Annotated in this window: 23 protein-coding genes and 2 pseudogenes; 19 read left to right on the top strand and 6 right to left on the bottom strand. The window is 56.2% G+C overall.

The window, feature by feature from the left end:
• Position 1 precedes the first annotated feature (1 nt).
• From Q1A63_RS11035 to Q1A63_RS10975, 13 genes are all read left to right on the top strand, one after another.
• Positions 2-772 carry a thiazole synthase gene (locus tag Q1A63_RS11035; RefSeq protein ID WP_299631579.1) on the top strand — a complete coding sequence of 257 codons (771 nt, stop codon included), beginning with the start codon at positions 2-4 and terminating at the stop codon, positions 770-772.
• Positions 769-1365 (top strand): thiamine phosphate synthase, encoded by a 597-nt coding sequence (locus Q1A63_RS11030; protein WP_299631577.1) that lies wholly within the window; start codon positions 769-771, stop codon positions 1363-1365. The genes Q1A63_RS11035 and Q1A63_RS11030 overlap by 4 nt, the downstream gene beginning before the upstream one ends.
• Positions 1362-2318 carry a HesA/MoeB/ThiF family protein gene (locus tag Q1A63_RS11025; RefSeq protein ID WP_299631575.1) on the top strand — a complete coding sequence of 319 codons (957 nt, stop codon included), beginning with the start codon at positions 1362-1364 and terminating at the stop codon, positions 2316-2318. Before Q1A63_RS11030 ends, Q1A63_RS11025 begins: the two co-directional genes overlap by 4 nt.
• 10 nt (positions 2319-2328) lie before the next feature.
• The gene (locus Q1A63_RS11020; RefSeq protein ID WP_298971674.1) at positions 2329-3267 is read left to right on the top strand and encodes an ABC transporter substrate-binding protein; all 939 of its coding nucleotides are present in this window, start codon (positions 2329-2331) and stop codon (positions 3265-3267) included.
• Entirely contained in the window at positions 3264-3932 is a 669-nt protein-coding gene (gene tenA / locus Q1A63_RS11015) for a thiaminase II (RefSeq protein ID WP_298971673.1), read from the top strand. The genes Q1A63_RS11020 and tenA overlap by 4 nt, the downstream gene beginning before the upstream one ends.
• Positions 3929-4630: an ABC transporter ATP-binding protein gene (locus Q1A63_RS11010; RefSeq protein WP_298971671.1), complete on the top strand. Its 702-nt coding sequence runs from the start codon at positions 3929-3931 to the stop codon at positions 4628-4630. Before tenA ends, Q1A63_RS11010 begins: the two co-directional genes overlap by 4 nt.
• Positions 4627-5280 carry a TenA family protein gene (locus Q1A63_RS11005; RefSeq protein ID WP_298971668.1) on the top strand — a complete coding sequence of 218 codons (654 nt, stop codon included), beginning with the start codon at positions 4627-4629 and terminating at the stop codon, positions 5278-5280. The genes Q1A63_RS11010 and Q1A63_RS11005 overlap by 4 nt, the downstream gene beginning before the upstream one ends.
• A complete protein-coding gene (locus tag Q1A63_RS11000) occupies positions 5277-6020 on the top strand; it encodes an ABC transporter permease (protein ID WP_298971665.1) in 744 nt (247 codons plus the stop codon). The genes Q1A63_RS11005 and Q1A63_RS11000 overlap by 4 nt, the downstream gene beginning before the upstream one ends.
• A 565-nt stretch (positions 6021-6585) precedes the next feature.
• Complete coding sequence (locus Q1A63_RS10995) at positions 6586-7077, top strand: MarR family winged helix-turn-helix transcriptional regulator (RefSeq protein ID WP_298971663.1); 492 nt, start codon at positions 6586-6588, stop codon at positions 7075-7077.
• 11 nt (positions 7078-7088) lie between these two features.
• Positions 7089-7580 carry a ricin-type beta-trefoil lectin domain protein gene (locus tag Q1A63_RS10990; protein WP_366524329.1) on the top strand — a complete coding sequence of 164 codons (492 nt, stop codon included), beginning with the start codon at positions 7089-7091 and terminating at the stop codon, positions 7578-7580.
• Positions 7581-8149: 569 nt separating this feature from the next.
• On the top strand, positions 8150-8371 hold the full coding sequence (locus Q1A63_RS10985; protein ID WP_298971660.1) for a hypothetical protein: 222 nt from the start codon (positions 8150-8152) through the stop codon (positions 8369-8371).
• A 161-nt stretch (positions 8372-8532) separates the two neighbouring features.
• The gene (locus tag Q1A63_RS10980; RefSeq protein ID WP_298971658.1) at positions 8533-9885 is read left to right on the top strand and encodes a sulfatase-like hydrolase/transferase; all 1353 of its coding nucleotides are present in this window, start codon (positions 8533-8535) and stop codon (positions 9883-9885) included.
• A gap of 89 nt (positions 9886-9974) precedes the next feature.
• Positions 9975-10424: a YHYH protein gene (locus Q1A63_RS10975; protein WP_298971656.1), complete on the top strand. Its 450-nt coding sequence runs from the start codon at positions 9975-9977 to the stop codon at positions 10422-10424.
• Positions 10425-10574: 150 nt separating this feature from the next.
• On the opposite strand, the gene Q1A63_RS10970 is transcribed toward Q1A63_RS10975, so the two are convergent.
• The 3 genes from Q1A63_RS10970 to Q1A63_RS10960 are packed head-to-tail and all read right to left on the bottom strand — an operon-like array spanning position 10575 to position 15123.
• Positions 10575-12146 (bottom strand): sulfatase-like hydrolase/transferase, encoded by a 1572-nt coding sequence (locus tag Q1A63_RS10970; RefSeq protein WP_298971653.1) that lies wholly within the window; start codon positions 12144-12146, stop codon positions 10575-10577.
• Entirely contained in the window at positions 12143-14050 is a 1908-nt protein-coding gene (locus tag Q1A63_RS10965; protein ID WP_298971650.1) for a TRAP transporter fused permease subunit, read from the bottom strand. Before Q1A63_RS10965 ends, Q1A63_RS10970 begins: the two co-directional genes overlap by 4 nt.
• Positions 14051-14109: 59 nt before the next feature.
• Positions 14110-15123: a TAXI family TRAP transporter solute-binding subunit gene (locus Q1A63_RS10960; protein WP_299631567.1), complete on the bottom strand. Its 1014-nt coding sequence runs from the start codon at positions 15121-15123 to the stop codon at positions 14110-14112.
• 89 nt (positions 15124-15212) lie between these two features.
• On the opposite strand from Q1A63_RS10960, the gene Q1A63_RS10955 reads away from it, so the two are divergent.
• The gene (locus Q1A63_RS10955) at positions 15213-16124 is read left to right on the top strand and encodes a LysR family transcriptional regulator (RefSeq protein WP_298971646.1); all 912 of its coding nucleotides are present in this window, start codon (positions 15213-15215) and stop codon (positions 16122-16124) included.
• 237 nt (positions 16125-16361) lie between these two features.
• Here the strand turns inward: Q1A63_RS10955 and Q1A63_RS10950 are convergent.
• Positions 16362-17131, bottom strand: a pseudogene (locus tag Q1A63_RS10950) (glucose 1-dehydrogenase).
• A gap of 59 nt (positions 17132-17190) precedes the next feature.
• On the opposite strand from Q1A63_RS10950, the gene Q1A63_RS10945 reads away from it, so the two are divergent.
• The 4 genes from Q1A63_RS10945 (at position 17191) to Q1A63_RS10930 (ending at position 21369) form a co-directional block, all read left to right on the top strand.
• A complete protein-coding gene (locus tag Q1A63_RS10945) occupies positions 17191-18144 on the top strand; it encodes a helix-turn-helix domain-containing GNAT family N-acetyltransferase (protein WP_298971645.1) in 954 nt (317 codons plus the stop codon).
• A 220-nt stretch (positions 18145-18364) separates the two neighbouring features.
• Positions 18365-18736 (top strand): hypothetical protein, encoded by a 372-nt coding sequence (locus tag Q1A63_RS10940; protein ID WP_299631565.1) that lies wholly within the window; start codon positions 18365-18367, stop codon positions 18734-18736.
• A 51-nt stretch (positions 18737-18787) separates the two neighbouring features.
• Positions 18788-19981, top strand: coding sequence for an isoprenylcysteine carboxylmethyltransferase family protein (locus Q1A63_RS10935; protein WP_298971643.1), 1194 nt, complete (start codon positions 18788-18790; stop codon positions 19979-19981).
• A gap of 44 nt (positions 19982-20025) precedes the next feature.
• Positions 20026-21369, top strand: coding sequence for a cytochrome P450 (locus tag Q1A63_RS10930; protein ID WP_299631562.1), 1344 nt, complete (start codon positions 20026-20028; stop codon positions 21367-21369).
• On the opposite strand, the gene Q1A63_RS10925 is transcribed toward Q1A63_RS10930, so the two are convergent.
• Positions 21361-21855 carry a DCC1-like thiol-disulfide oxidoreductase family protein gene (locus tag Q1A63_RS10925; RefSeq protein WP_298971638.1) on the bottom strand — a complete coding sequence of 165 codons (495 nt, stop codon included), beginning with the start codon at positions 21853-21855 and terminating at the stop codon, positions 21361-21363. The genes Q1A63_RS10930 and Q1A63_RS10925 overlap by 9 nt on opposite strands.
• 218 nt (positions 21856-22073) lie before the next feature.
• On the opposite strand from Q1A63_RS10925, the gene Q1A63_RS10920 reads away from it, so the two are divergent.
• On the top strand, positions 22074-22397 hold the full coding sequence (locus Q1A63_RS10920; protein ID WP_298971636.1) for a hypothetical protein: 324 nt from the start codon (positions 22074-22076) through the stop codon (positions 22395-22397).
• A 496-nt stretch (positions 22398-22893) separates the two neighbouring features.
• Here Q1A63_RS10920 and cydB read toward each other — a convergent pair.
• Positions 22894-23898 (bottom strand): annotated as a pseudogene (gene cydB / locus Q1A63_RS10915) (cytochrome d ubiquinol oxidase subunit II).
• Positions 23899-24004 lie beyond the last annotated feature (106 nt).

The following is a 24004-nucleotide window of genomic DNA, read 5'->3' as shown; positions in this document are numbered from 1 at the left end:
GATGCCCACGTTCTACGGAAAAGAGATTGCGTCGCGTTTGATGCTGGGGACCGCGCAATATCCATCGCCCGCCATTCTTGCCGATGCATTTCGCCGATCAGATGCCGGGATTGCGACGGTTTCCGTACGGCGCGAGGCCGGTGGTGAAAAGGCTGGGCAAGATTTTTGGGCGTTGATCCAAGACCTTGGCGTCGCGGTATTGCCCAACACCGCCGGGTGCCATTCCGTCCGCGAGGCCATCACCACAGCGCAGATGGCCCGTGAATTGTTCGATACGAACTGGATCAAGCTAGAGGTCATCGGCCACGCCGACACGCTGCAACCCGATCCGTTCGGTCTGGTCGAAGCGGCAGCGCAACTGACTGATGATGGGTTCGAGGTCTTTCCCTATTGCACCGAGGACTTGGTGCTGTGCGAACGCCTTGTCCAAGTGGGCTGCAAGGTCCTCATGCCTTGGGGCGCGCCAATTGGCACCGGCCTGGGGTTGAACAACATCTATGGGCTGCGCAGCCTTCGCGCGCATTTCCCCGAGATTTCGCTGGTCGTTGACGCGGGCCTTGGCCTTCCGTCTCAGGCCGCGCATGCGATTGAGTTAGGATATGACGCCGTATTGCTGAACACGGCTGTCGCCAAGGCGGGTGATCCTGCTGCGATGGCCGAAGGGTTTGCCCGCGCGGTTGAGGCCGGTGCGTTGGCGGCTGAAGCCGACCCGATGGAGCCGCGCGACATGGCCGCACCCTCGACCCCTGTGCTAGGAAAAGCGTTTCTATGACCCTCTCCCGCTTTTACCCCATCTTCGATGATGTTGCATGGTTGCGCCGGATGTCGCCCTTGGGGGTCAAACTTGTACAGCTCAGGATCAAAGAGAAACCGGGTGATATTCTAAGGGCACAGCTGACTGAGGCCCGCGATCTTTGCCGCGCGCATGATGCTGTGCTTGTGGTCAATGACCACTGGCAGTTGGCTATCGAACTGGGCTGCGACTGGGTGCATCTGGGCCAAGAAGACTTGGACATTGCCGATGTGACCGCGATCCGTGAGGCGGGATTGAAGCTGGGCGTCTCGACCCATGATGATGCCGAACTTGACCGCGCCTTGGCCCTTGCACCCGACTATGTGGCGCTGGGCCCGGTCTATCCAACCATCCTCAAGAAGATGAAATGGCACGAGCAAGGGGTTGAAAAACTGACCACGTGGAAAGAACGCATAGGCGAAACGCCTCTTGTTGCCATTGGAGGGATGAGCGTTGAACGCGCCCCCGGGGCTTTTGCCGCTGGCGCCGATATCGTTTCTGCCGTGACAGACATCACCCTGAACGCTGATCCCGATGCACGAGTGCGCGCGTGGTTGGACGCCTGCGCATGACCCGCTACGCCCGCCAAACAGCCGTGCTTGGGCCCGACGCGCAGCGGCGTCTAGCCGAAAGCCGCGTTCTTGTGATCGGTGCTGGCGGCTTGGCGGTCCCTGTCTTGCAATACCTTGTTGGGGCGGGCGTGGGCCATGTCCGTTTGGTGGATGCGGATGTGGTTAGCCTCAGCAACCTGCACCGCCAGACCCTGTTCCGCGAAGCTGACATTGGCCAACCCAAGACAGAAGTGGCGGCGCGCAGCCTGGCGGCTTTGAACAGTGACGTAGACCTCGAAACGGTGGTGATGCGTCTTGATCCATCGAATATCGGAACGCTCTGCAACGGTGTTGATCTCCTGCTGGATTGCGCAGACAGCTTTGCGGTCAGCTACATGGCCTCGGATCATTGCCTTGAAACCGACCAACCGCTGATCAGCGCCAGCATCGTCGGTTCCGAAGGATATGTCGGCGGCTTTTGCGGCGGCAAACCGGGCCTGCGTGCTGTGTTTCCCGACCTCCCTGAAAAGCTTGGGTCTTGCGACAGCGACGGGGTTCTAGGCCCAAGCGTTGGTGTGATTGGCAGCTTACAGGCGCAGATGGCAATAGCCTTGCTTGTTGGAGATCGCACACCCTTGGGCAAATTGGTGACGTATGACGCGCGCGCCTTGCGATTTGGGAGTTTTCGTTTTGACAACGCACGCGATCCAGCGCCCAACCCAGCCTTTATCGCGCCCTGTGAAATTATCGCCGACGACTTTTTGGTTGATCTGCGTACCCGCGATGAAACCGGCCCACCTCTGCCCGAAGCCATACGCTCCTCCGTTGCTGCATTTGGACCGGACGGGCCAACACCCAAACATCACAAACGTGCCGTTTTGGCCTGTCGCAGCGGGCTTCGCGCCTGGCAGGCGGCTGAGCGACTGTCGCAACACTGGCAAGGAGAGATCAAGCTCCTTGCTTTGGGAGACTAAGGAGACCCACATGAAAGTTCTTTTGACCAGCGCCGCAGCTTTGCTGATCGCCGCGCCAGCCTATGCCCAAGACAAGATAACCCTCTTGCTGGATTGGTTTATCAACCCCGATCATGGCCCGATCATTGTCGCCGAAGAGCTTGGCTATTTCGCCGACCAAGACCTTGAGGTCGAGATCATCCCCCCGGCAGACCCGTCGGCCCCGCCGAAGCTGGTCGCAGCGGGCCAAGGGGATATTGCCGTCAGCTATCAGCCGAGCCAGCACTTGCAAGTCGCCGAGGGCCTGCCGCTGATCCGCGTCGGTACGCTTGTCGCGACACCTCTTAACTGTCTGCTAGTCCTGAAAGATGGACCCATTCAAGACATCAGCCAGTTGAAAGGGGCCAAGATCGGCTTCTCGGTCGCCGGTGTGGAAGAGGCCGTGCTAACCGCGATGCTGGGCAAACACGGTGTCAGTCTCGATGATGTTGAGATGGTAAACGTCAATTTCTCACTTAGCCCGTCGCTGATGTCCGGTCAGGTTGATGCGGTGATTGGGGCCTACCGGAATTTCGAATTGAACCAGATGGAAATCGAAGGGGTCGAGGGCAAGTGCTTTTATGTCGAGGAAGAGGGTGTGCCGACCTATGACGAGTTGATCTACGTCACCAACTCCGAGCTGATGGACAAAGATCAGGTGCGCCGCTTCCTGCGCGCCACAGAATTGGCGACACAGCACATCGTGAATAACCCGGAGGCGTCATGGGACCTGTTCAAGGGCTATGCCCCGGAATTGGACGATGCCTTGAACGCAAAGGCATGGGTGGACACGCTGCCGCGCTTTGCCTTGCGCCCCGAAGCACTGGATGAAGGCCGCTACAGCCGCTTTGAGCAGTTTCTGGCGGACAGTGGCTTGGTCGAGGGGACGCGCCCTGTGTCCGCGCTGGCGGTCGATCTGGGTGCGGAATGAGTTACGGTCGCGTTTTCGAAAACTGGCGAGGGGCGACCCCTGCTTGGTCTGATTACACTCAGCATGCGTTTGTTCGGGGGCTTGGGGAGGGCACATTGCCGCCCGAGGCGTTCCTGCACTACCTCAAACAGGACTACGTGTTTCTGATCCACTTCTCACGCGCTTGGGCTCTTGCGGTCACCAAGGCTGATACGGTCGCGGAAATGCGATTGGCTGCAGGCACCGTGAACGGTCTGATCAACGAGGAAATCGCGCTGCACATCAAAATCTGTGCTGATGCCGGGATTGGTGAGGCGACACTATTTGCAACCGAAGAACGCGCCGAGAATCTGGCCTATACGCGCTATGTGCTGGACGCGGGGCATTCGGGCGATTTGCTTGATCTGCTGGCGGCATTGGCGCCTTGCGTCATGGGATATGGCGAAATTGGCAGTGCGCTGGCGACGTCCAAGACCTCCGCGACCTATGCGGACTGGATCAACACCTATGCCGGTGAAGACTATCAACAGGTCTGCCGGGATGTCGGCGCGATGATTGATGCGGCGGTACAGCGCAGACTGGGTGATGACCCCCAATCAAGCCCCCGCTGGTCCACCCTTCAAAACCGTTTTGCGACGGCAACCAAGCTAGAGGTCGGGTTTTGGGACATGGGGCTGACCCCGTGACGCACGCTGTGCGGCTAAACGGGTCTGCAACCATTGGCGGCGTTTCTGTCTTTTCGCACCTTGATCTGTGTTTGGAGCCCGACAAATGGACCTGCCTGCTGGGGGCCAGCGGGGTTGGCAAATCTACGGTGCTCAAGCTCTTTGCAGGTCTGGCGGATGCGGTCGATTTTCAAGGCGAAATCACGGATCCTGGCCGCGTTGCCCTCATGGCGCAGCACGACCTCCTTTTGCCGTGGCTGAGTGCCCTGGACAACGTGATGATTGGATCTCGCCTTCGCGGCGAGAACCCAGATCCAGAGAGCGCAACGCAGCTTCTGGAACAAGTTGGCCTGAAAGAGCATGCGCAAAAGCGGCCCCATGCGCTGTCCGGTGGGCAGAGGCAACGGGTGGCCCTGGCCCGTACCCTGCTCGAAGATTGCCCTCTCGTGTTGCTCGATGAGCCGTTTTCAGCCCTCGACGCGCTAACACGCCTGCAAATGCAGGACCTCACCGCGTCGCTTTTAAAGGGCCGCTCTGTCCTGCTCGTGACCCATGACCCCGCTGAGGCAGCACGGCTGGGCGAGCATATCAAAATCATGACGCCATTAGACCTGATCGACATCGCCGGACCCAGCGGCCCTATTCCCCGCCCCATCGACGCACCAGACGTCCTTGCGACGCAAACGAAACTTCTCAATGACCTCAGGAGCCCGCTATGAGCGCCACAGATACCCTTCAATCTCTGGCCTCTGAGGATTGGCACGCCGCCACGACCCATGCTTTTACCAATGCGCTGGTAGATGGGACATTGGACCGGGACAAGATGGCCGGTTATCTGCAGCAGGATTACCTTTTTGTTGAAGGATTTTTGCGGCTGGTTGCCTCTGCTGTGGCTCGTGCGCCCAGTCTGGCCGATGCGGTCCCGGGCGCACAGTTCCTTGGGCTGATCTGCGGACCGGAGAACACCTACTTCCTCCGTGCGTTGGAGGCGCTTGACGTGCCCCAAGCCAACGAAGTCGCCGCGGAAACACGGGCCTTTCAAGATCTGATGGACGCGGCCCGCCGCTCTGGTCGCTACGAAATCATGCTGTCGGTGCTGGTCGTGGCCGAATGGATATATCTGGATTGGGCCACGCCATTTGAAGACAAGGCAGAGGACCTTCCCTTTTGGCTCGGGGAATGGATTACCCTGCATTCGGGCGAAGGTTTTGCAGGCGTGGTCGCATATCTGCGCGAGCAGCTTGATGCTGTCTGGCTTGGCCTCGATGAAGACGCCCGCGCTGATGTCCAAGCGACATTTACAAAAGCCGTCGCCCTGGAACGCGCCTTTTTCGATGCGTCGTGGGCTGGGTTCCCGGTCGCACGGTGAGCGGTTGGCGCGCAGGGCTTGCAGCAACGCTTCTTGTTGTTTCGCTTTGGCAGGCCGTTGTCTGGAGCACAGGCGTGCCCAGATTCATACTGCCGCCTCCGATGCTGGTTGCAGAGACGATCTGGACCAGCCGCGCGTTGCTGGCCGAACACGCGTTCATCACGATGGCCGAAGTTCTCATCGGGCTTGTTCTTGGTGCAATCCTTGGATTTATGACGGCCATTGCGCTCGTCGCATCTCCTACGGCGCGGGCATTGGTCAGGCCAATCCTCATTTTTAGTCAGTCGGTGCCGGTTTTTGCCTTGGCCCCCATCTTGACGCTGTGGCTCGGCTTCGGGCTATGGTCCAAGATTGTGATGGCCCTCATAATCATCTTTTTCCCGGTCACATCCTCATTCTTCGACGCGCTTATGCGCACCAACAAGGACTGGCTGGGTATGGCTCGTGTGATGGGTGCAAGCCCCACACGCATCATGCTGCACGTGCGCATCCCGGCCGCGCTGCCGGGCTTTGCATCCGGTCTCAGGCTTGCCGCAGTGTATGCCCCAATCGGGGCGATCATTGGCGAATGGGTTGGCGCGTCTCGTGGGCTTGGCTATCTGATGTTGCTGGCCAATGGCCGCGCCAAGACCGACCTTATGTTTGCTGCCTTGCTTGTACTTGCTGTTCTTACGATCCTGCTGCACGCGGGTGTCAACAAGCTCTGTGAAAGGATGCTGGACCACCCAGAAATATCATGATGGCTTAGTGAGTTTTGAGGCAGTTTCAGACCATACCACGACAAATCTCGGCACCCACCAAGCGATGTATCAATGATGACCGGATTGGCGACTTGTGCCGCGCCGCAGTAATAAGCGTGCCGCAAGTGCGAAGGCATGCTGCATCGGCGAAGGCAGAAAATCCAAGGTCCGCAAAGTCCCGCCTTGCGGTCATCGGTGCTGGCTGCGGCGAAAGCTGATGGAGAACCCAAATCAACCGATGCTGCGGCTTGCACCAACGTCCGCTTTCAAGGTCAAAAAAGTTGCGACGGAAATCGCTAGGCCATCCGTTAAATACGCATAGCTGCCGGAGAAACCGATGCTTGATAGTGAACGACTACTACCCGCCATCGCACTTCTCGTCTTTTCTACGATGAGTTTATTGGTACTAGAAACGTCCGAAACACTAGCCATTGAGGGGAAGTCTCCATTGGAACGCTTATCGTCGGCGCTGAGTTCATCGATTGATCGCGACATCGGCTCTCAGAAACTCCATTCCTCAACTCAAACATCTTGGATTCAAGGTAATTTTCCCTAGGCGGCAAGGATGGCTAAGAAACCTCATAAATTTCATTCGCTGCTGCACAGCGCGGACATCCTTGAAAAACGACTTGCGACACTACTGACACCGGTTGGCATTACGACGCCGCAGGCGCGTATTCTGAGTGTTCTCAACCGGACCGGAGAAGTATCGCAGACAGTTTTGACAGAGCGGTTCGATGTGACTTCCGGCAGCATGAGCACCATGATCGATCGGTTGCTCAAACTTGGCATGATCGACCGTCGCAAGAACCCCGAGGACCGTCGAGGCGATCTCATCTCTATTACCGATCAGGGCACGGCGGTTTTGAACGAAGTCCGAGATGTCTGGCAGGATATCGATGAAATGATTGCAGAAAAACTAGGCCCTAAAAACGCGGCACTTCTCGCCGAGCTTACGCGCGAACTGAAGTTCGCACTCGGTGGTCGTGTCCCCGGCCGAGATCTGCCCCAACCGTCGGACCAAACAACAAAGCGGAGAAAAACACATGAAACCTGACGTCTTGCCCTTTGTCTTGGCAGCACTCGTTGCAACAGCCTTACCGACACTCGCCGAGCCTCCGAACGCCGTCGCCCGTCATCTATCTAGCCGACAATCTCGACGAAAAAGATGGACTCGGGTGGTGCATTGATACGCTTGGGAGAGGGTTTGCCGAGCGACTGCAAGCTCACTCCTGCAAGCCACAGGGCGGCGACGTTCAGTTTTCATTCGACGCCGCGGCAGGACAAATTCGTTCGGTCGAGTATCCGGAGTACTGCATGGCGCATAGCCCCAGTGAGGAGAGCACATTCGCCCTTGTCGTTTGCGACGCTTCCGCGGGCGACCAGCGGTTCGTCTACAACTCTGACGGCGGCACGATTCAAACAGTGGCGGATGACAGCACTTGCGTATCCGTTGGTGAGAACAGCAGATCTGCGGGTCCCTTCATGTCGCGAACGCTAGTGCTGGCCGATTGTGCTATGACGGATGGTGTGTTCAAGGAATGGATTGTTCTGGAGTGACACGGAGACAAAATCGCTTAGGCCCGGTCTCTGCCACCTCTGTCAACGACGAGCCACTGCCCGAGGGTAGTTCGCTCCATCGATGGCAAGACACGGCGGGCGTACCGCTTGGCGGACGGAAAAGCTTCAAGAGGTGGTTTGAGACCTTTGCGGGCAAGTTGGTCATTCATTGTGATGTTTTGACCCACGATGGTTCCGGGATGATACAAGTCGTCGAGGTCATCGAGTGATTTGGGCGTTGTCATTCATCAAGCAAAACTGGCTCTTGGTCAGTCTGTTCCTTGGATCATTCACAATCGCGCTGTGGGTTGCCTGCCATGCGATTAGCGACGCGCGATAATTCAACGATCCGCGCGATGTCGATGTCGCCTTAAAAACGTGGATGGCACCACGCTACGTCGTACTCAGGAATGATCTGCCACGCCCACTGGGCATGGAACTTCTGGAGTCGGACCCTGAAGACGACCGGGGCGAGCGGTTGGACGCCCGGCGCGGGATCGCAACATCTCGATGGAAGAACTGATGGCTCTCGTGCGGGATGCGGCTGCCTCGTATCCGGAGGGCCAGGAATGACAGACGCCAAACTCGCTCTTGTTCCGGGCTATGGGGTTTTCCCGGTTTTTGGTGTGGTCCTTTTGGCCTGCCTCTCGGTCCCTTTGCCCGCCTCTATGCTGGTGTTAACCTCTGTGAGCTTTGCAGCGGCCGGAGATATCTTACTCTTGACGGTCTTCTTGGTTGCGACAGTCGCTTATGTCCTCGGCGAACATCTGGCCTACCGGCTGGCGCTCTGATCTGGATCGCGACGTGTGTTGCCCTTGGCTACATATTCGCCTCCAAACTTGAACAAGTCGCAACCATCCTCAGTGACTTTTTCGGCGTCGTCCTGGCGGGATCTGTCGCGGTGGCCTCGGTCATCTTCCTTATACGCCAATGGCAAGCCCAGGCTTTGCCAATGAACCAAGAACCATATTCCCAAATACCTATCTCTCTGAACAGAAAGGTCGAAATCGTGAAATATTGCCTCCCAATCGTCACCACTGTCATAGCTTTTGCGGGCAACGTGGTACTTGCTGAACCCAACATCCTTTTGATCATCGCGGACGACATGGGGCTGGATGCCTCACGATGCTACGATGTCGGAAATCAACAGGCCCCAATGCCGAACCTTGAGGCCATGTGTGCAAACGGCATTGTCTTCGATAACGCTTATGCCCAACCGACATGCTCGCCCACACGCGCGACTATCATGACAGGCCAATATGGCTTTCGCACAGGCGTCGGCGCGCCCATTGCCCCTGACGGTAGTGATGATTTAGACCCCGATACACCCACCTTGTTCGATGCATTGGCCCCGACAGGATATGCGGCAAATGTGATTGGGAAATGGCATATCACAGGCCGCGACATGGGTTACGATCTGCCCCAACAGATGGGTGTTCCTGATTACTTCGGCCTCTTCTATGGCGGTGTGCAGGACTACTTCAATTGGACTGCTGTTGAGGACGGTCGGGAAGTCCAAATCGAAGGCTATGCAACAACCGTGCTGACGGATCGCGCGATCGAATGGATCGAGGGCCAAGAAGACCCGTGGTTCCTGTGGTTGGCGTACAACGCCCCGCATTCGCCTTTCCACCTTCCACCAAACGACCTGCATACGTTCGATGATTTGCCGGTTGACGAAGCCTCAGTCGACGAAAATCCACTGCCATATTACCAAGCCATGTTGGAAGCACTGGACACGGAAATCGGTCGCTTGCTCAATTCTATGAGCGATGAGGAACGCGCGAACACTGTCGTCATGTTCATGGGTGACAACGGCACGCCCAATCAGGTTCTAAACGGCTTGTACGGCGACCATCAGGCCAAAGCCACACTATACGACAGCGGAACACACGTGCCCTTGATTGTGTCCGGTCCTGGAATTGATGCAGGGCGCACCGATGCCTTCACCAACACATCCGATCTGACCGCGACCATCGCAGGATTGACGGGAGCAGAGTTCTCATCCCCCGATTCTTATGATTTCGGCCCAGTGCTGGCCGGTGGCGAGGGCAGTCGTGACTACATCTACACGGACCATTTCACCAACCGTGCAACGCGCGGTGGCGGCATATATGGATGGGCGGTGCGTGAAGACAACTACCGCCTTGTCGTGCCAAAAGACGCGCCGGCAGAGCTGTTTGATTTGTCATCGGATCCGCTTGAACAAGTGAACTTGCTTGCAGATGGCGGAACGGATGAAGTCATAAAGATTGTGGCAGACTTGCAGGCGCGGCGCGATGCTCTGGTGGCGACAGCCAACTAGGTCAACGATCTGACCCTGGGCCAGTCGAGATCTAAAGCTCCTTGCCAGTCAATTTTTCAAGGCTGGCGAGGCAACCAACAGTAGATATCATGAAGCGCTTCCTTACTCTCAGCCTTGTTCTTACCGGCATGGCAGCAACCGCCGATGCCCACGAAGACAGCCCCGAGCGGCTGACCCAAATCGTCGCGATGTTTGCGCCGAATGCAATTGTCGGCATCCCCATCACACCCGTTGCCGCGGAGGCACCGCGCCGCATTGGCAATCTTGGACCAGGCGTCGCGCTCAACGGCGTGCGGACCGATGGTCCGGCCCCGGCAGATGCCATCCTCGCTGCACATACGATTGCACCATTCGACGATTGCGGCGGGCACGTCAATCTTGGTGTTGGATATCACTACCATGCGGTCACCAGCTGTTCGAAAGAGGTCTCAGCAGCAGTTGCGGACCACGCACCCATCATCGGTATCGCGATGGATGGACACATACTGCATGCTCAACTGGACGCTGACGGCATGGAACCATCGGATTTGGATGCGTAGGTTCTCGGAATACGCACTCTGCATCAAAGCTCGCGAATGAGCCCGGCTTTGCCACCGATGCGATAGCAGCCAATGTCCAACCTTCATTCCAAGTTTACCTGAAGTCATCGAACGACTTGGATGAAAATCCGATCGTGACGCCGTCGAATGCTAGGCGCGATACGCTGGCAAGGGGGCTCGGTCTTGTAACTCGATCATTCTACGTAACATCGTTTCGGTGACGGCCTGGCGCGCCCCAACTGCGATAGGAGCGTCGTAAATATTGCTGAGTTCGTCCGGATCAAGCTCCAAGTCATACAGCTCATTCCAGTCTTCCCCCTCCCTTAGCGACATTCGATATTTTTCGGTGACAACCGTCCGGATCCGTTGAGGACGGTCAAAGCCGGTCATGGTGCGCTGACTGTCTTCTTCGACGATGATGGCTTCGGGTGGCTTTGTGGAGAGCAAATCGCGGCCCTGAAGGCCGTTGAAAGGTTGAATGCCAGCGCGGGCAAGGATGGTTGCGGAGATATCGATGGACGAACTGAGCCCGGCATCGGCTTTCGCTTGGGTCTGGTTGGCAGGATCGTTCCAGATAAACGGCACCCGGATGATACCTTGGTAGTGCAACAACAACTTCAGCATCAGGCCATGATCCCCCATGTAATCGCCATGGTCCGACGTGAAGATCACCACCGTACTCTCGGCGAGACCGAGTGTTTCCAACCGCTTCAGGACCCGCCCGATGGCATCGTCGATCATGGTGATCATGCCATAGGTTAGCGCGATGATGGCGCGGGCTTCGTCTTCAGTCACGGCAAAGGGGTTCTGGTTGTCCCTTGGGTCGGTGCCTTTTTGCATCGCGTCTTTCATCGCCTGGATCGGTGGTAGATCGCCTTGGCCGAATGACGCGGGCAAGGGTATGTCGGCGGGATCATACATGTCCCAATATCGCCCTGGCGGCGTGAAGGGGTGATGCGGATCCGGGAAGGACATTTGCAGAAAGAACGGGGTGGCTTGTTTGGCCTGATTCTGAAGCCAGGCTTCGGACCGGTCTGCGATCCAAGAGGTCGAATACCGCTCTTCGGGCACAGCAGTGCGCCAGGCCTGAGGGGCGTTGATGCGATTGTCCGGTAGGGCGTTGTCCGGGCCGGTCATTGTGTCGAAATCAGGTACCTGTTTGCGGGCCCACAACAGGTAATCACCTGACGCCTGATCACCATGGTCAGCAGCAACCTCGACATGATTAAAGCCGTAGAAATCGCCCTTTAACCGGTCGGCCAACGGCGTGTCCCAGTTAGGCGCGACCTCGAGGTCATATTCGTCAGAGTGACGGTTGTTCTTGTAGGCATCGCGAAGATGCGCCGAGGGGGTGGTCAACCCTTCCTTGGCCTCAAACCTGTTGGCGGCAGGCAAGCCGGTGAAGCTTTGCAGGTGAGACTTGCCGATGAGGCCGGTGCTGTATCCGGCGTCACGCAGCAATTCGACAAACGTGGTGTGATCCTTGGATAGCGGGATACCGTTATGGCGCGCCCCGTGAACCGAGCACATCCTCCCTGTCATGATCGATGCCCGGTTTGGCATGCAGATCGGGTTTGCGACATAGAACCGATCCCACCTGGTGCCCGTCGCGGCGATCCGGTCGATGTTTGGCGTTTGCACAATCGCATTGCCGTAACATCCCAGATGATCCGCGCGGTGTTGATCGGTGATGATGAACAGGAAGTTTGGCCTTTTGGTCATTGGGATGTCTCGGAGTTAACGGCTTTGGATCGACCGGCGTAAACATCGAATGCAATCAAGGCCAGCCCGACCAAGATTGCCGGCAGATGGATCATCGGATCTGTTGCCAGGCACATGAACGCGGTTGCAAAGCGGATCACGATTTCTGGCACCGTCAGCTTGCGACGGTCAAATCCGGATAGCGCTGATGAGAAGAGCCAGATGCAAAAGCACGTGCGGGTCACGATCCAGATAAATGGCACCAGACTGAATTCTTCGATGATCAGGATGGTCGGGTAGAAGGCGAAGATGAACGGAATAATGAACTTGGCCATGCCCAGCCGGAAAGACATGAACGCGGTCATCAACGGGTTGGCTTGCGCAATGGGTGCTGCCGCATAGGCGGCAATCGCAACTGGTGGGGTCAGCGATGACGCGACGCCATAGTAAAAGACGAACATATGGGCCGTCAGCATCGAGACGCCCAGTTCCTGAATTGCCGGTCCCATAACCAGGATGATGATCAGGTAGGCCGGCAGCGTGGGCATGCCCATGCCAAGGATAAGTGCGCCCGCCATGGCCACCAGTAACGCCGAGAACAGGCTCTCACCTCGGACCGACGCAATGACATTGGCCAGTTTAAGACCCAGACCGGTGCTATCGAGTGACCCCACAAGGATACCAATGGCGGCAATGGCGATCAGCAATGTGGCACCGGATTCAGCCCCTTTTAGGAAGGAGTGCCAGATGCGGGCCGGATCGTTCCGGACCTCGGGATTGATGACCGAGAGAACCAAAAGAGTAGCGACCGCATAAAAGCCGGCAGCCGAGGTAGAGAGCCCCGCCAGAAGTGATCCGATGACCACAAGGATCGGTCCAATAAACAGAACTGAGTTGATCAGGTCGGTGCGGGTGATCTGATCATCGACGGTCATTTGCTGAACTTCGATGCCTTGGCGGCGCGCTTCGACTGTCACTGCCGAGAAGAGGCTGAAATAGTAAAATAGGGCCGGAAATAGGGCAGCAACAATAATGTTGAGGTATCCCACACCCGTCAGGTCAGCCATCACCAGAGCCGCGGCCCCCATGATGGGCGGCATGATCTGTCCGCCGGACGACGCGGTCGCCTCGATCCCTGCTGCAAAGGTGGGCGTAAACCCGCGTTTCTTGATCATCGGGATTGTGAAGGTACCCGTACCCACGATGTTCGCCACCGTGGAGCCTGACATGGTACCAAACATGGACGAGGCCAGAATGGCGGCATGGGCCGGGCCACCCCGGGTGCGGCGGGTGGCGAGAAAGGCGAATTTCAGCAAAGTGTAGCCCGCACCGGTCCCTTCGAGAAGCACACCGAAGATGATGAAGATGAACACCGTGCTTAGCACGATATTCGTGATCGAGCCAAATACGCCTTTGTTGGTGTTGTACCAAAGCGCCTCGGCCACCTCTTTCAGGGAGAACCCGGAATGCGCCATGACGCCTGGCAGGTCCTGACCGAAAAGAAGGTAGACCACCCCGAAAGTGCCAACGCCAAACAGCCCCCAGCCCCACAATCGGCGGCACAACTCAAGAAACACCGCAAGTCCGGCCAGCGCTGGCCATGCGTCACGATTGGTCACGTCATAAAGCGCAGTTTCCATTTCGGTCTGGACGAAATGAAAGGACCAGATTGACCAAAGCCCGGCAACGATCAGGGCAACATCAAAGACGAGTTGCAAAGGGGTCGTGCCGTGCCGGCGCTTTTGGGAGACCGCCACCGCAACAAACAGGGCCAGACCAAACCCAAGGGCGCGGTGCAGTTTCGGGTCGATCAGGCCTATTCCCGATGAATAGAGCGCGATCAGGCCAAGAGCAAAGCAGGCCGCGGCAGAGGCAAAGGCGAATAACCGCAGCGGGAGGCTGGCTTTGGTTGCCGCATCAGACATCGGATCCACTTTCGTTACTGAAATAGAGGCCGGACCGTGTGTCGGCCAGGATCAAAAGATCACTTACCGGGGCGCAGTTCGTCAGGAATGTCGAACCCGGCCTCTTCGTAATACCGCAAGGCACCGGGGTGCAGCGGCACGTTCACCGATGTGAAGGCAGACTCTTTCGTGACTTCTTTCAGGAAGAACGCAGTGGCATGGACCTCGCTCAGGTTTTCCCAGAACGCTTTGGCCGCGTTGTAAACCACATCATCAGAGACACCGGCATGGGTGCCAACGAACTGCGTGAAGCCAAGGGCCGTGATCTCGCCGGTCGTCAATTGACCTTTGTAAACGCCGCCATCGAATTGCAACATCCCGCGACCCGGACGACCAAACAGCGCCTGCATCTCTTCGCTCCCAACCTTGTCTTCGGGGATCGACAGAACCAGGAATTCGCCCGACAGGCCAAAGCGTTCGATGTTGGCCGAACCGATTTCCGCGGGGCGCACCATCATGTCGATCTTGCCGTCTGCAAGGGCCGCGTAGCCTTCGCCCCAACTTAGCCGCACGGCGGTATAGTCTTCGCCTGCCACATATCCCGTGATGATCTTGATCAGTGCTTCGGAGGTGGCCGAGGCCGATCCAGCCGGTGGACCGGTGAAGACAGTCTTGCCCTTGATGTCCTCCCAGGTCTCAATGCCCGATCCGGCCAGTGTTACCGGATGGTAGGCCCCGGCTTTAAATCCCAAGATGGCGCGAATATTCTTGGCCAGTTCAGGTGCATCTTCAATGTTTTCGTACATCCGCTTCTGACCAGCCATCAGATTGACCAATGACGGAACGGTCGAGAAGAAGTCGATATCGCCCTTTGCCCCTTTGAGCATGGACTTGGTCAATGTCTGCCCGGCGTTGACCTGGATCTCAACACCGGCTTTTCCGGCCTGATTGGAAAACGCCACGAACATAGTGTGGACCGGATCGCCAACACCGGCTGTCTCGCCCTTGAAAATTTGCGCTGACGCTGCGACCGGTAAGGCCAAAGCAATCGTAGCGGCCAGCAAGCCCCGGCTCATTGACTTGAATTGAAACATGGTGTCCTCCCATAGACGTTTTGAGGACGGTAGCACTTCAGATTGATATGGAATAATCAAACTTTTGACCTTATTCATATCACTTAGGCATGAAACTTGACCCCAAACACCTTGCCCAACTCTCGGTCATCGTTGAGGCTGGATCATTCCAGTCTGCTGCCGGGCGACTTGGCACAACCCAACCCGCGCTTAGTCGGAATATGAAGGCGTTGGAGGCCCGGCTTGGAACACCCTTGTTTCAGCGCGAAGGGCGACGGTCGATGCCCAACTCCCTTGCGTTGCGGCTTGCCCGGAACGGGCTGGCCATCCGGCTGGCCGAGGAACAGGCCGGAATCCTTGCGGACCAGTCGGCCAGAGGTTCGGTAGGCGAGCTGCGCATCGGTGCACCCCCGATCGTATCGGGCCGCTTCCTCAGCAATGCGCTGACCCAATTTATCAAGACCAACCCGAATTGCAGTGTCGAGATACGCACCGGACTGGTCCATGAACTGCGCACAATGTTGGAACGCGGACAAGTCGATCTTGTTTTCGGTCCTGAGAGCCTTGCTGAACCTGTGGATGGGTTGGAATTCGAAGAACTGATCGACGATGGCGTCGGTGTCATGTGCAGATCGGGGCACCCGCTGGCCACGCGCAAAAGGATCATGGCATCTGATCTTGAGGCCCAAATCTGGCTTGCACATTCACGGGGCAGTCTACTGCGACAACAGACCGAAGCTGCCATGATCGCGTGCGGCGTACGTTCGATGCGGATCGGATGCGAGACAGATTCCATCCGCTCGGTTCTGGAGATCGTTTCCGAAACCGACCTGATCACCACCATGCCAAAGGCTACAACCGCCCCATACCTTGAGGATCGTTTGATATTCCTACCGTTTCACAATCCGCAGTTTCACAGACCTTTAGGCGCCATCCGTCGCGCGAACAGCTTGTCCAGCAGAATTGAGGATCGATTTATCCGTATGCTCCGTCAAACTGTCGGCGGTCTACTACCGCACTAATGCAGCAGTTTGTTTTTCGCCATTAGGTGGAGTGAATTGGCCGCCAAACCAAGGATTGGAAGCACTTTGAACCACAAAATGCGCGCTCGGGGCACAAGAAATTAACTCGCTCTTGCCACGAGCTAACACTGGTTGGTCGGTCAATAGGATCCGCCTTCGGCCCTCCAAATTACAACTCCTTTGCGTTTGCAGCGAATGTCGGCAATGCGGGCTACAAATCCAGAATCCCAGAACATCCTACGTCGCAATGAAGCCGCCATCGACGGCAAGAACATGGCCAACAACAAAGGACGCGGCATCCGAGGCGAGCCAGACGACCGCATTGGCCACTTCCTCCGGCTCTCCCATGCGGCGGATGGGCAGGCCTGCTGCGACGGCTTTCATGTCCATGACCTTGGATGATAACATCATGTCCGTCACGACCCGTCCGGGCGCGATCGCATTGATCCGCACACCTTGTTCTGCCGCTTCCATCGCCGCCGATTTGGTCAGTGAAATGACAGCGGCCTTCGACGCGGAATAGATCGAAAAGCCCGGATTAGGGTTCTTCATCCCGCTAACCGACGCGTTGACAACGATCGCCCCCCGCGTCCTTTCATCGCCTGAATCTGGCGCCGCAGTGACAGAAAGACCGCCCGGACATTGGTGTCGAACACACGTGCGTAGACGTCCACCGTCTGGTCGACCAGGGGGGCCTTGGCTTCCTGATATCCGGCGTTGTTGAAGGCAATGTCCAGCTGCCCGTATTCGTCCAGGATACCGTCGTGAAGAGCCTCGATCTGGGTCGGATCGGTCAGATCCGTCTGGATAAACGCGGCGCGTCCGCCTTGCGCCTTTATTTCGTCAATCGTTGCCTCTGCCTTGTCCCTGCGCCGCGCTGCGATGATGACCTGTACGCCGCGTGCCGCGAAGGCCCGCGATGCCGCCGCTCCGATCCCGGTCGCGCCACCTGTGACGAGGGCGACCTTTCCAGCGAAGGTGTCATCAGGGTCAGCGATGTCGTTCATGCTTGCGTCCTCGTATCGATCAGAGATAGTTGTATTATACAACTATACAGGAAACCTGCATGAAATCCAACACAGCAACCGACATCGAACGGATCCGTTCGGCCTCTCGCAAGCTGGTGCGGGAGCTCGGTTTCATGGAGCAAACTCTGGCGGGCACCAATCTGTCCCCGTCTGCGGTTCATGCCCTGATCGAGATCGCGGAAGGCCGCGCGACCACGGCGCGGGATTTGTCAGACCTTTTGCGCCTTGAAAAATCTTCGGTCAGCCGATTGTTGAAAAAACTGATCGACACCGGAGACGTTGTCGAAACGCAGGACGAGGACGACTTTCGCATCAAGCGATTGACCCTGACGACAAGGGGGCGTGATCTCTTTGCGGCCATCGCGAAATCGGCTCAAACGCGGGTTGGTCAGGCGATTGTGCCGCTTGCGGAAGACACCGTTCGCACCTTGATTGCTGGTTTGGAAGGGTATGCTGAGGCTTTGGCGCGCTCGCGTTCGGACAGCACGGCGCCTGATGAACCGGAGATCGCCGAGGGCTACCGCCCGACATTGTTGGCGCGTGTCGTGGAGATGCACGCGCACTACTACAGTGGGCTGGTCGGGTTTGGACTGCCGTTCGAGACCAAGGTGGCGTCGGAACTGGCCGAGTTCATGACAGGCCTTGATGCACCGACAAACGGCATCTGGCATGTGGCGTCGGGTGGCAGGATCAGAGCATCGATTGCGATTGACGGTCAGGATCTGGAGGGCGATATCGCACATCTGCGGTGGTTCATCGTGGACGACACCTTGCGCGGTACAGGCATCGGCAAGCGGCTGCTGGACGCGGCCATCGCCTTTTGCGATGCGCAGGGGTTTTCGGAAACGCATCTTTGGACGTTTCAGGGCCTCGATACCGCCCGCGCCCTTTATGAACGTGTCGGTTTCCAACTGGCCGAAGAAAAGGCAGGCCGACAATGGGGCGCAGAGGTGATCGAGCAGAGGTTTGTGAGGATCGGTCAACTTGATTGAACGAGCCGCAGGCTCGCGCCGAATACACTTTGGGCTCCTTCCCGCCCCACCATGCAGAGAGCGGATAGTCATACGAAATTCGGTGATGGTCCGGAAGGAGCCCATTTTGATCAATCCTGCAGAACGCATGAGCGTCCGGTTCTCTTCAAAAAAAAACCGTCGGCAAGCACATCTGAACGCACCGATCTGTGCGGTCTCATGAAATTGGCCTGTCATCATAATGGACGTGCGTGTAGTTTTCTTGAAAAAGACGGTTCATGGGCACCTTAGAGTGGTTTTCAGTATCAGAACATTCGTGGTATTTGTGCTGTCGACAGCCATGGTCGTCGCCGTCATGCTGCGTGCCGTTAAGGCTGTCCAGGGCCTTCAAAATTCAGATGAAACGGCGTTTCTCGCTTTCCCGCTTGCCGTAATGATCCCAGCTTTGGCCTTTTCATACTTGGCGGTGCGTCGTGGAATGTCCTCTCAAGAGGGTGTTTTGATGCAGCTTGGAACAATGATCCAGTTGCTGCTCATCATCGCGCTACCGCAGTTCGCGCTTTATCTTGCGTTGGGCTTTCCGGTTGTTTTTTTTGCTGGTGGAGATTTTTGAGACGCGGTTTCCGGCGCAGATCCGATCTTGGGTCAAAAGGCAGGTTATCTCATGTTAGATTTGGGCCTGCCCGAACCGCTTATGCTGGCCCTTCGATGGCTGCTTTTACTTGGGCCAATATGTTTGGTGCTGTACTTCGCTTTCCTCCGCGAAACCGAACAGCGCGCAAGAATAGGCGGTTTGTTCGCCTTTCTCTATGGCGTGCCGTTGATTTTTATCACGCATTCCATAGCCATATACTTCGGCTGGTGGCGCTATGGGTGGGATGCTTTGATGCTAAACGGTATTCCAGCAGACATCCTTATTGGTGGTGCAATACTGTTTGGTCCGGGACTGTTCTTCGCATTTCCTAGGGTTGGCCCGCTCATGATATGCCTGCCGATCATCATTGGCTTGCACGCGACCCTGTTTAGCTCCTTGGAACCACTCGTGTACGCTGGTCCAAATTGGTTGATAGGTGTGGTTTTCGTCTTTGTGACGGCTCACATTCCCGCGATCTACTTGGCCAAGTGGACGGCAGAGAGTCGCCATCTTCCGATGCGGTGTGCGTTGCTCGCAATTATGACGGGCGGTATGATTCTTGCCATTTTGCCTTCGCTGATCATGCAGGCGATGGGCGGAGAATGGGCGATGCTCGAGCGTCCGATATGGAGTACCGTTATCTCAGCAATACTCTTGGGTCTTGCGTCAGTAATCGGTCTATCTGCGAACAAAATGCTCTGCTTGCAAGGTGGCGGTACACCAGTCCCTCTCGATCCCACAAAACTCCTCGTGCGGTCTGGTATCTATGCCTATGTCTCAAACCCCATGCAGCTTTCTGCGGCACTTTGCTGGGTCATCTTGGGCCTATACCTGCAAAACATATGGGTTGTCGCCGCTGCGGGCATGGCATGGGTTTTTGTCCAAGGCATGGTGCGTTGGCACCATCGGCACGATCTTCTCAAACGTTTTCCTGAAGGTTGGCCTGAATACAAAGAAAACGTGCCTGAGTGGATTCCACGCTGGAAGCCGTGGGTGCCGACACCCGCCAGTTTCACCGTGCACAACCCCAGTGCAATTTGGCCGAAAGCGCTCCATGGCGCTACGGGCCTTTCTGTTGAATCGGGCAAGGGTTCCGCGACCTATCAGCCAGCGGGTGAAAAGCGTCAGTTCATAGGTATTGAGGCGAATTTATTCGCACTTACGCACATAAACTTCGTATGGGCCATCGCCGCGCATGCTGCTTTGATCATTTTGTTGGCTTGAAAGTATGTTCTGGCTCAGGCCGTCCAACCAGCGAAGGTTGGGGTATGACTGAACCAAGGCTGCTGCCTTCAAACCCATCGGCATTGATGCTGGGGCTGGATAGCCTAGTCGCCATTCGCAGCGATCAGCTGAGTTTTTACGCACGCATGCAGGAAAAGCATGGGGATCACGTGATCCTTCGTCTCGGTCCCTACAGATCACATTTGTTCTTCCATCCTATTCACATTGAGGCTCTGCTCGCTGGCAATTCGGGCTCTTTCATTCGCTTCAAGAAGCTCACGGATGTTGTCCGGCAGTGGAATGGCAACAGCCTTCTTGTGGAAGAGGGGGAAAGTTGGCGAACCCGCCGTAGGAAGGTTTTGCCAGCCTTTCAGACGCGTAGATTGCCCGCGTATGGGCAAGCCGCCGTTCTGGAGGCGGAGCAGTTGTGTCGCTCGATGCGCGACGCGCAGGCGTCAGCTACAGTACGCTTCGACACCGATGCTGTGATGGCCAAGCTAACTTTGGACATCGCGACGCGAACGTTATTTGGTGCGCCGCCGCGCGAAAATGGGTTTGAGATAGAGCGTGCGATCCAAATCTTGTCGGACACCGCATTCTCGGAATCGACTTCGCCGGTCACGTTGCCAGACTGGTTGCCGCTGGAACGAAAACGCAAAAAACGCTGGGCCATGCTAGTCATGGATGATCTTGTTTCTGGTCTTGTTCGCGCAGGGATCGCGCGCGAGGAGAACGCAAGCAGTGGGGACTTACTTGGGTCACTGATTGAGCATCACGAAGGAGATTTCACCGATATCCGAAATGATGTCATGTGTCTTCTGATCGCTGGGCATGAGACGTCTGGTGCATTACTAAGTTGGCTCTTTGCGTGTTTGGCGACGCTCCCAGAGTGCCTCGGTGCCGTTCAGGATGAACTTAGACTGGTTCTTGGAGGAGCATCACCAACACCAGAAGTGATTTCTGAACTGCCGGTTTTGCGTGCTACGATCAACGAGACTCTTCGGCTTCACCCGCCTGCGTACACGCTGTTTCTTCGAGAAGCTGCTGAGCCGGTTGATCTGAATGGTGTGAAGCTTGCGAAAGGCGACTTGGCTCAAATCATCCCGTTCACGACGCATCGCGATCCGCGTTTCTTTCCTGATCCAGCCGCATTTGATCCAAAGCGATTTTTGAAAGACCCGACTTGGCCACAGTTTGGGTATCTGCCGTTTGGCGCAGGGCCGCGTGTCTGCATCGGTCAAAATTTTGGACTTATGGAAAGCTGCCTCGTCGCGGCAACGATCTTGCAGCGGATGTCGCCTTTGCCAATTAAGAACTTGCCAAGACCGTCCGCCAAGTTCTCTTTACGTCCGGCTGGTGGATTGGCGATGGATTGGCGTCTAGTCTAGGAAGCGATGGCGCTGTTCGGGAGTTGGCAAGAGGCAGTCTTTCTCTTCCCCGAACCAACGCAATCGATTTCTTGCGACGATATCGTATATACCGTCTCGGATGGGGCGAGGAACGATGCGTAGAACACGGAACAAAGACCACGGTTTCTTGAATTCACCTAACAACGCCAAAGACGCGTCTGATTTTGTAAGAGCCTGTCCTTCCTGGATAACCAAGTAGGTCAGATCGAGGTCTTCTGGTTTGAAACCATACCCAACCGCAAGGGACATCCCGATAGCTTTTCGAGACGACGCGAAGCGTATATCTTCAGAAGCCCCATGTCTCAGAATAAATCTGACCCAATGGCTGCAAAGAATACAATCACTGTCGAAGATAACTATGACGTTTTCATCGAAACTGGTTTTATCAATAAAAGGACTGTCCGACAGGGTGCACGCTTTCATTCCCGTTTCCACCCCTTGAATATATTGATCTGTTTCGAACATAGCCAGATTGAGAATGACCAACGAAATTTTGCTGTAGTTCGTATGTGCAAAGCGACCGTTGGCGCAATCGCAGCTAAATGGTGCTTCGTCCCATAGAACCGCCGTCCAGCTTGAATTTGTTTGAATAACATCGCCGGATGATGGCTCTGGAGCAAACTTGACCGATGCTGCGACGTGTAGGAATATCGGCTTTCAAGTATTTGGTTCATAGGTTCAGCATGCCTGAACATGATCTCGTTCCAATAAGCTTGGATGGCTACGTCGCTTTCTTTGGTGCACTCATCGTGGTTATTGCGGCTCTATTTTGGTACCTGCAGCGAAAAGAGAGGCAGGCTCGCAAACAGTTTTTTAGTAAGTTCGAGGATGCTGAACTTAGGATGAGCCCATATCAAATCGGACTCGTATACCGAGTGACAAACACGGACGAAAATGCGGTTTCCGTTGTTCGAATTTGGCGCGGAAAATCACAGGTCGTCGATGCAAAACAACAGACACTAGACGCCAGTCAGTTGATCCCATTTGATGAAACTCGCTTCTTTTGACGCTCCTCAACCTGCATTCTCACCGTAGAAGTCATGAATCTTGCTGGTTTGCAAAAGCAGCCATTTGTTTAGAATTCAACAACGGCAGCAAAGTCCCGCAGAGCGGCCAGTCTGGTTCTCGACCGACCGCCGGCGGCGTGAAGGTCCGCTTCAAGGAAGGCGCACCGCGGATCTGGGCTCGCAGTGAACGGCGGCTAAAGGCCGCTCAGTTCGAACCCCGTAAAGTGATGGATAGTAGATATTCAACATATATTTCAAAAATTTACTAGATTTCGTGTGCAAGAGATGTTCACTTCATGATCGTGATGTAGCGAAGTGAGTCGCAGGTTTGGTGGACTTTCCGTTTTGACGAGATTGGTCTTCGAGATCGCTCAATTAATGGGTCGCCTTTAGAGAAGTACCGCTCTTATTGTCATTGCAACAATGCCAAGAAAAAGCACGCTTGCAAGCCAAAGACCGACGAACCAAAGCCATTTCGAAAGTTGCACACGGCTCATCAGTGATACTCTTCCGATGGGTTCATCTTTCCGCGAAATACCCAGTAGGCATAGGCGGTGTAGGCCAGGATGATGGGTACTAGGATCGCAGCACCAACAAGGGCGAAGGCAAGGCTCGACTCCGGGGCGGCGGCGTCCCAGATCGTCAGGGATGGCGGAACCATCATAGGATAAAAGCTAATGCCGATCCCGATGAAGCTGACAAAGAAGAATCCAAGGGCAGAGAGGAACGGCTAAAGGTCCTTTCCGTCGTTCAGACCCGTGAAAAAGGTCCAGGTCAATCCTAATATGATCAAGGGCACGACCATCACGAACAGACTGCCCGGCAGGTTGAACCAGCGCTGGAAATACTCTGATTCCTGAAACGGGGTCAGGAGGCTCACGATACCGATCAGGACGAGGGTTGCTGTTCCAAGTCGCCACGCATAGCCGCGCACTTGGATTTGAATGTCGTTCTCTGTTTTCAACACAAGCCATGTCGCGCCGAACAGCGCGTAGCCGACGATAACAGCGAACCCGGTTAGAATGGAAAAAGGTGTCAGCCAGTCAAACCAACCGCCGGCATATGCGCGGCCATCGACCTCGATCCCTTGCACAAGAGCGCCAAGGGCGATGCCCTGACAGAGCGCGGCTACGAACGACCCGCCGAAGAACGCAGCATCCCAGAAGCCTTTGCCCCGCACCGTGCGCCAGCGGCGTTCAAACGACACACCCCGGAAGACAAGGGCAAGCAGCATCAGTGTGATCGGCATATAAAGCGCGGGCATCACGATTGCGTAGGCCAGAGGGAAGACGGCAAATAGCCCGCCACCCCCCAGCACGAGCCAGGTTTCGTTGCCGTCCCAGACAGGCGCGACCGAGTTCATCATCATGTCCCTGTCCGGCTCGGATTTTCCAAACGGAAACAGGATGCCAATTCCAAGATCGAACCCGTCGAGAATGACGTAGACCAGTACGGCGAATGCAATCAGGCCAGCCCAGATGAAAGCGAGATCGATTTGCATCGCCGGGGCAATACCGGCGGTACGGATGGTGTCTAGCCCCCTGATCCTGGGCCACAAATTTGGGCTTTCTCTAAAATGGTTTCTGGGACGGGTGGACGCATGTTGA

The sequence above is a fragment of the uncultured Roseobacter sp. genome (assembly GCF_947499265.1).
In the GTDB taxonomy this organism is placed as follows: Bacteria; Pseudomonadota; Alphaproteobacteria; order Rhodobacterales; family Rhodobacteraceae; genus Roseobacter.
Note: the sequence above shows the minus strand (reverse complement) of the source record. Positions and strands in the feature narration are given on the sequence as shown.

Excerpts from the sequence above, each read along its gene's own strand:
- Q1A63_RS10955 (WP_298971646.1), top strand. The coding sequence starts at position 15,213 with ATGAAACTTGACCCCAAACACCTTGCCCAACTCTCGGTCATCGTTGAG.
- Q1A63_RS10985 (WP_298971660.1), top strand. The coding sequence starts at position 8,150 with ATGACAGACGCCAAACTCGCTCTTGTTCCGGGCTATGGGGTTTTCCCG.
- Q1A63_RS11025 (WP_299631575.1), top strand. The coding sequence starts at position 1,362 with ATGACCCGCTACGCCCGCCAAACAGCCGTGCTTGGGCCCGACGCGCAG.
- Q1A63_RS11005 (WP_298971668.1), top strand. The coding sequence starts at position 4,627 with ATGAGCGCCACAGATACCCTTCAATCTCTGGCCTCTGAGGATTGGCAC.
- tenA (WP_298971673.1), top strand. The coding sequence starts at position 3,264 with ATGAGTTACGGTCGCGTTTTCGAAAACTGGCGAGGGGCGACCCCTGCT.
- Q1A63_RS10920 (WP_298971636.1), top strand. The coding sequence starts at position 22,074 with ATGCCTGAACATGATCTCGTTCCAATAAGCTTGGATGGCTACGTCGCT.
- Q1A63_RS10995 (WP_298971663.1), top strand. The coding sequence starts at position 6,586 with ATGGCTAAGAAACCTCATAAATTTCATTCGCTGCTGCACAGCGCGGAC.
- Q1A63_RS11030 (WP_299631577.1), top strand. The coding sequence starts at position 769 with ATGACCCTCTCCCGCTTTTACCCCATCTTCGATGATGTTGCATGGTTG.
- Q1A63_RS10980 (WP_298971658.1), top strand. The coding sequence starts at position 8,533 with ATGAACCAAGAACCATATTCCCAAATACCTATCTCTCTGAACAGAAAG.
- Q1A63_RS10940 (WP_299631565.1), top strand. The coding sequence starts at position 18,365 with ATGGACGTGCGTGTAGTTTTCTTGAAAAAGACGGTTCATGGGCACCTT.
- Q1A63_RS10975 (WP_298971656.1), top strand. The coding sequence starts at position 9,975 with ATGAAGCGCTTCCTTACTCTCAGCCTTGTTCTTACCGGCATGGCAGCA.
- Q1A63_RS10960 (WP_299631567.1), bottom strand. The coding sequence starts at position 15,123 with ATGTTTCAATTCAAGTCAATGAGCCGGGGCTTGCTGGCCGCTACGATT.
- Q1A63_RS11035 (WP_299631579.1), top strand. The coding sequence starts at position 2 with ATGCCCACGTTCTACGGAAAAGAGATTGCGTCGCGTTTGATGCTGGGG.
- Q1A63_RS10965 (WP_298971650.1), bottom strand. The coding sequence starts at position 14,050 with ATGTCTGATGCGGCAACCAAAGCCAGCCTCCCGCTGCGGTTATTCGCC.
- Q1A63_RS11020 (WP_298971674.1), top strand. The coding sequence starts at position 2,329 with ATGAAAGTTCTTTTGACCAGCGCCGCAGCTTTGCTGATCGCCGCGCCA.
- Q1A63_RS10945 (WP_298971645.1), top strand. The coding sequence starts at position 17,191 with ATGAAATCCAACACAGCAACCGACATCGAACGGATCCGTTCGGCCTCT.
- Q1A63_RS10930 (WP_299631562.1), top strand. The coding sequence starts at position 20,026 with ATGACTGAACCAAGGCTGCTGCCTTCAAACCCATCGGCATTGATGCTG.
- Q1A63_RS10970 (WP_298971653.1), bottom strand. The coding sequence starts at position 12,146 with ATGACCAAAAGGCCAAACTTCCTGTTCATCATCACCGATCAACACCGC.
- Q1A63_RS10935 (WP_298971643.1), top strand. The coding sequence starts at position 18,788 with ATGTTAGATTTGGGCCTGCCCGAACCGCTTATGCTGGCCCTTCGATGG.
- Q1A63_RS10925 (WP_298971638.1), bottom strand. The coding sequence starts at position 21,855 with ATGTTCGAAACAGATCAATATATTCAAGGGGTGGAAACGGGAATGAAA.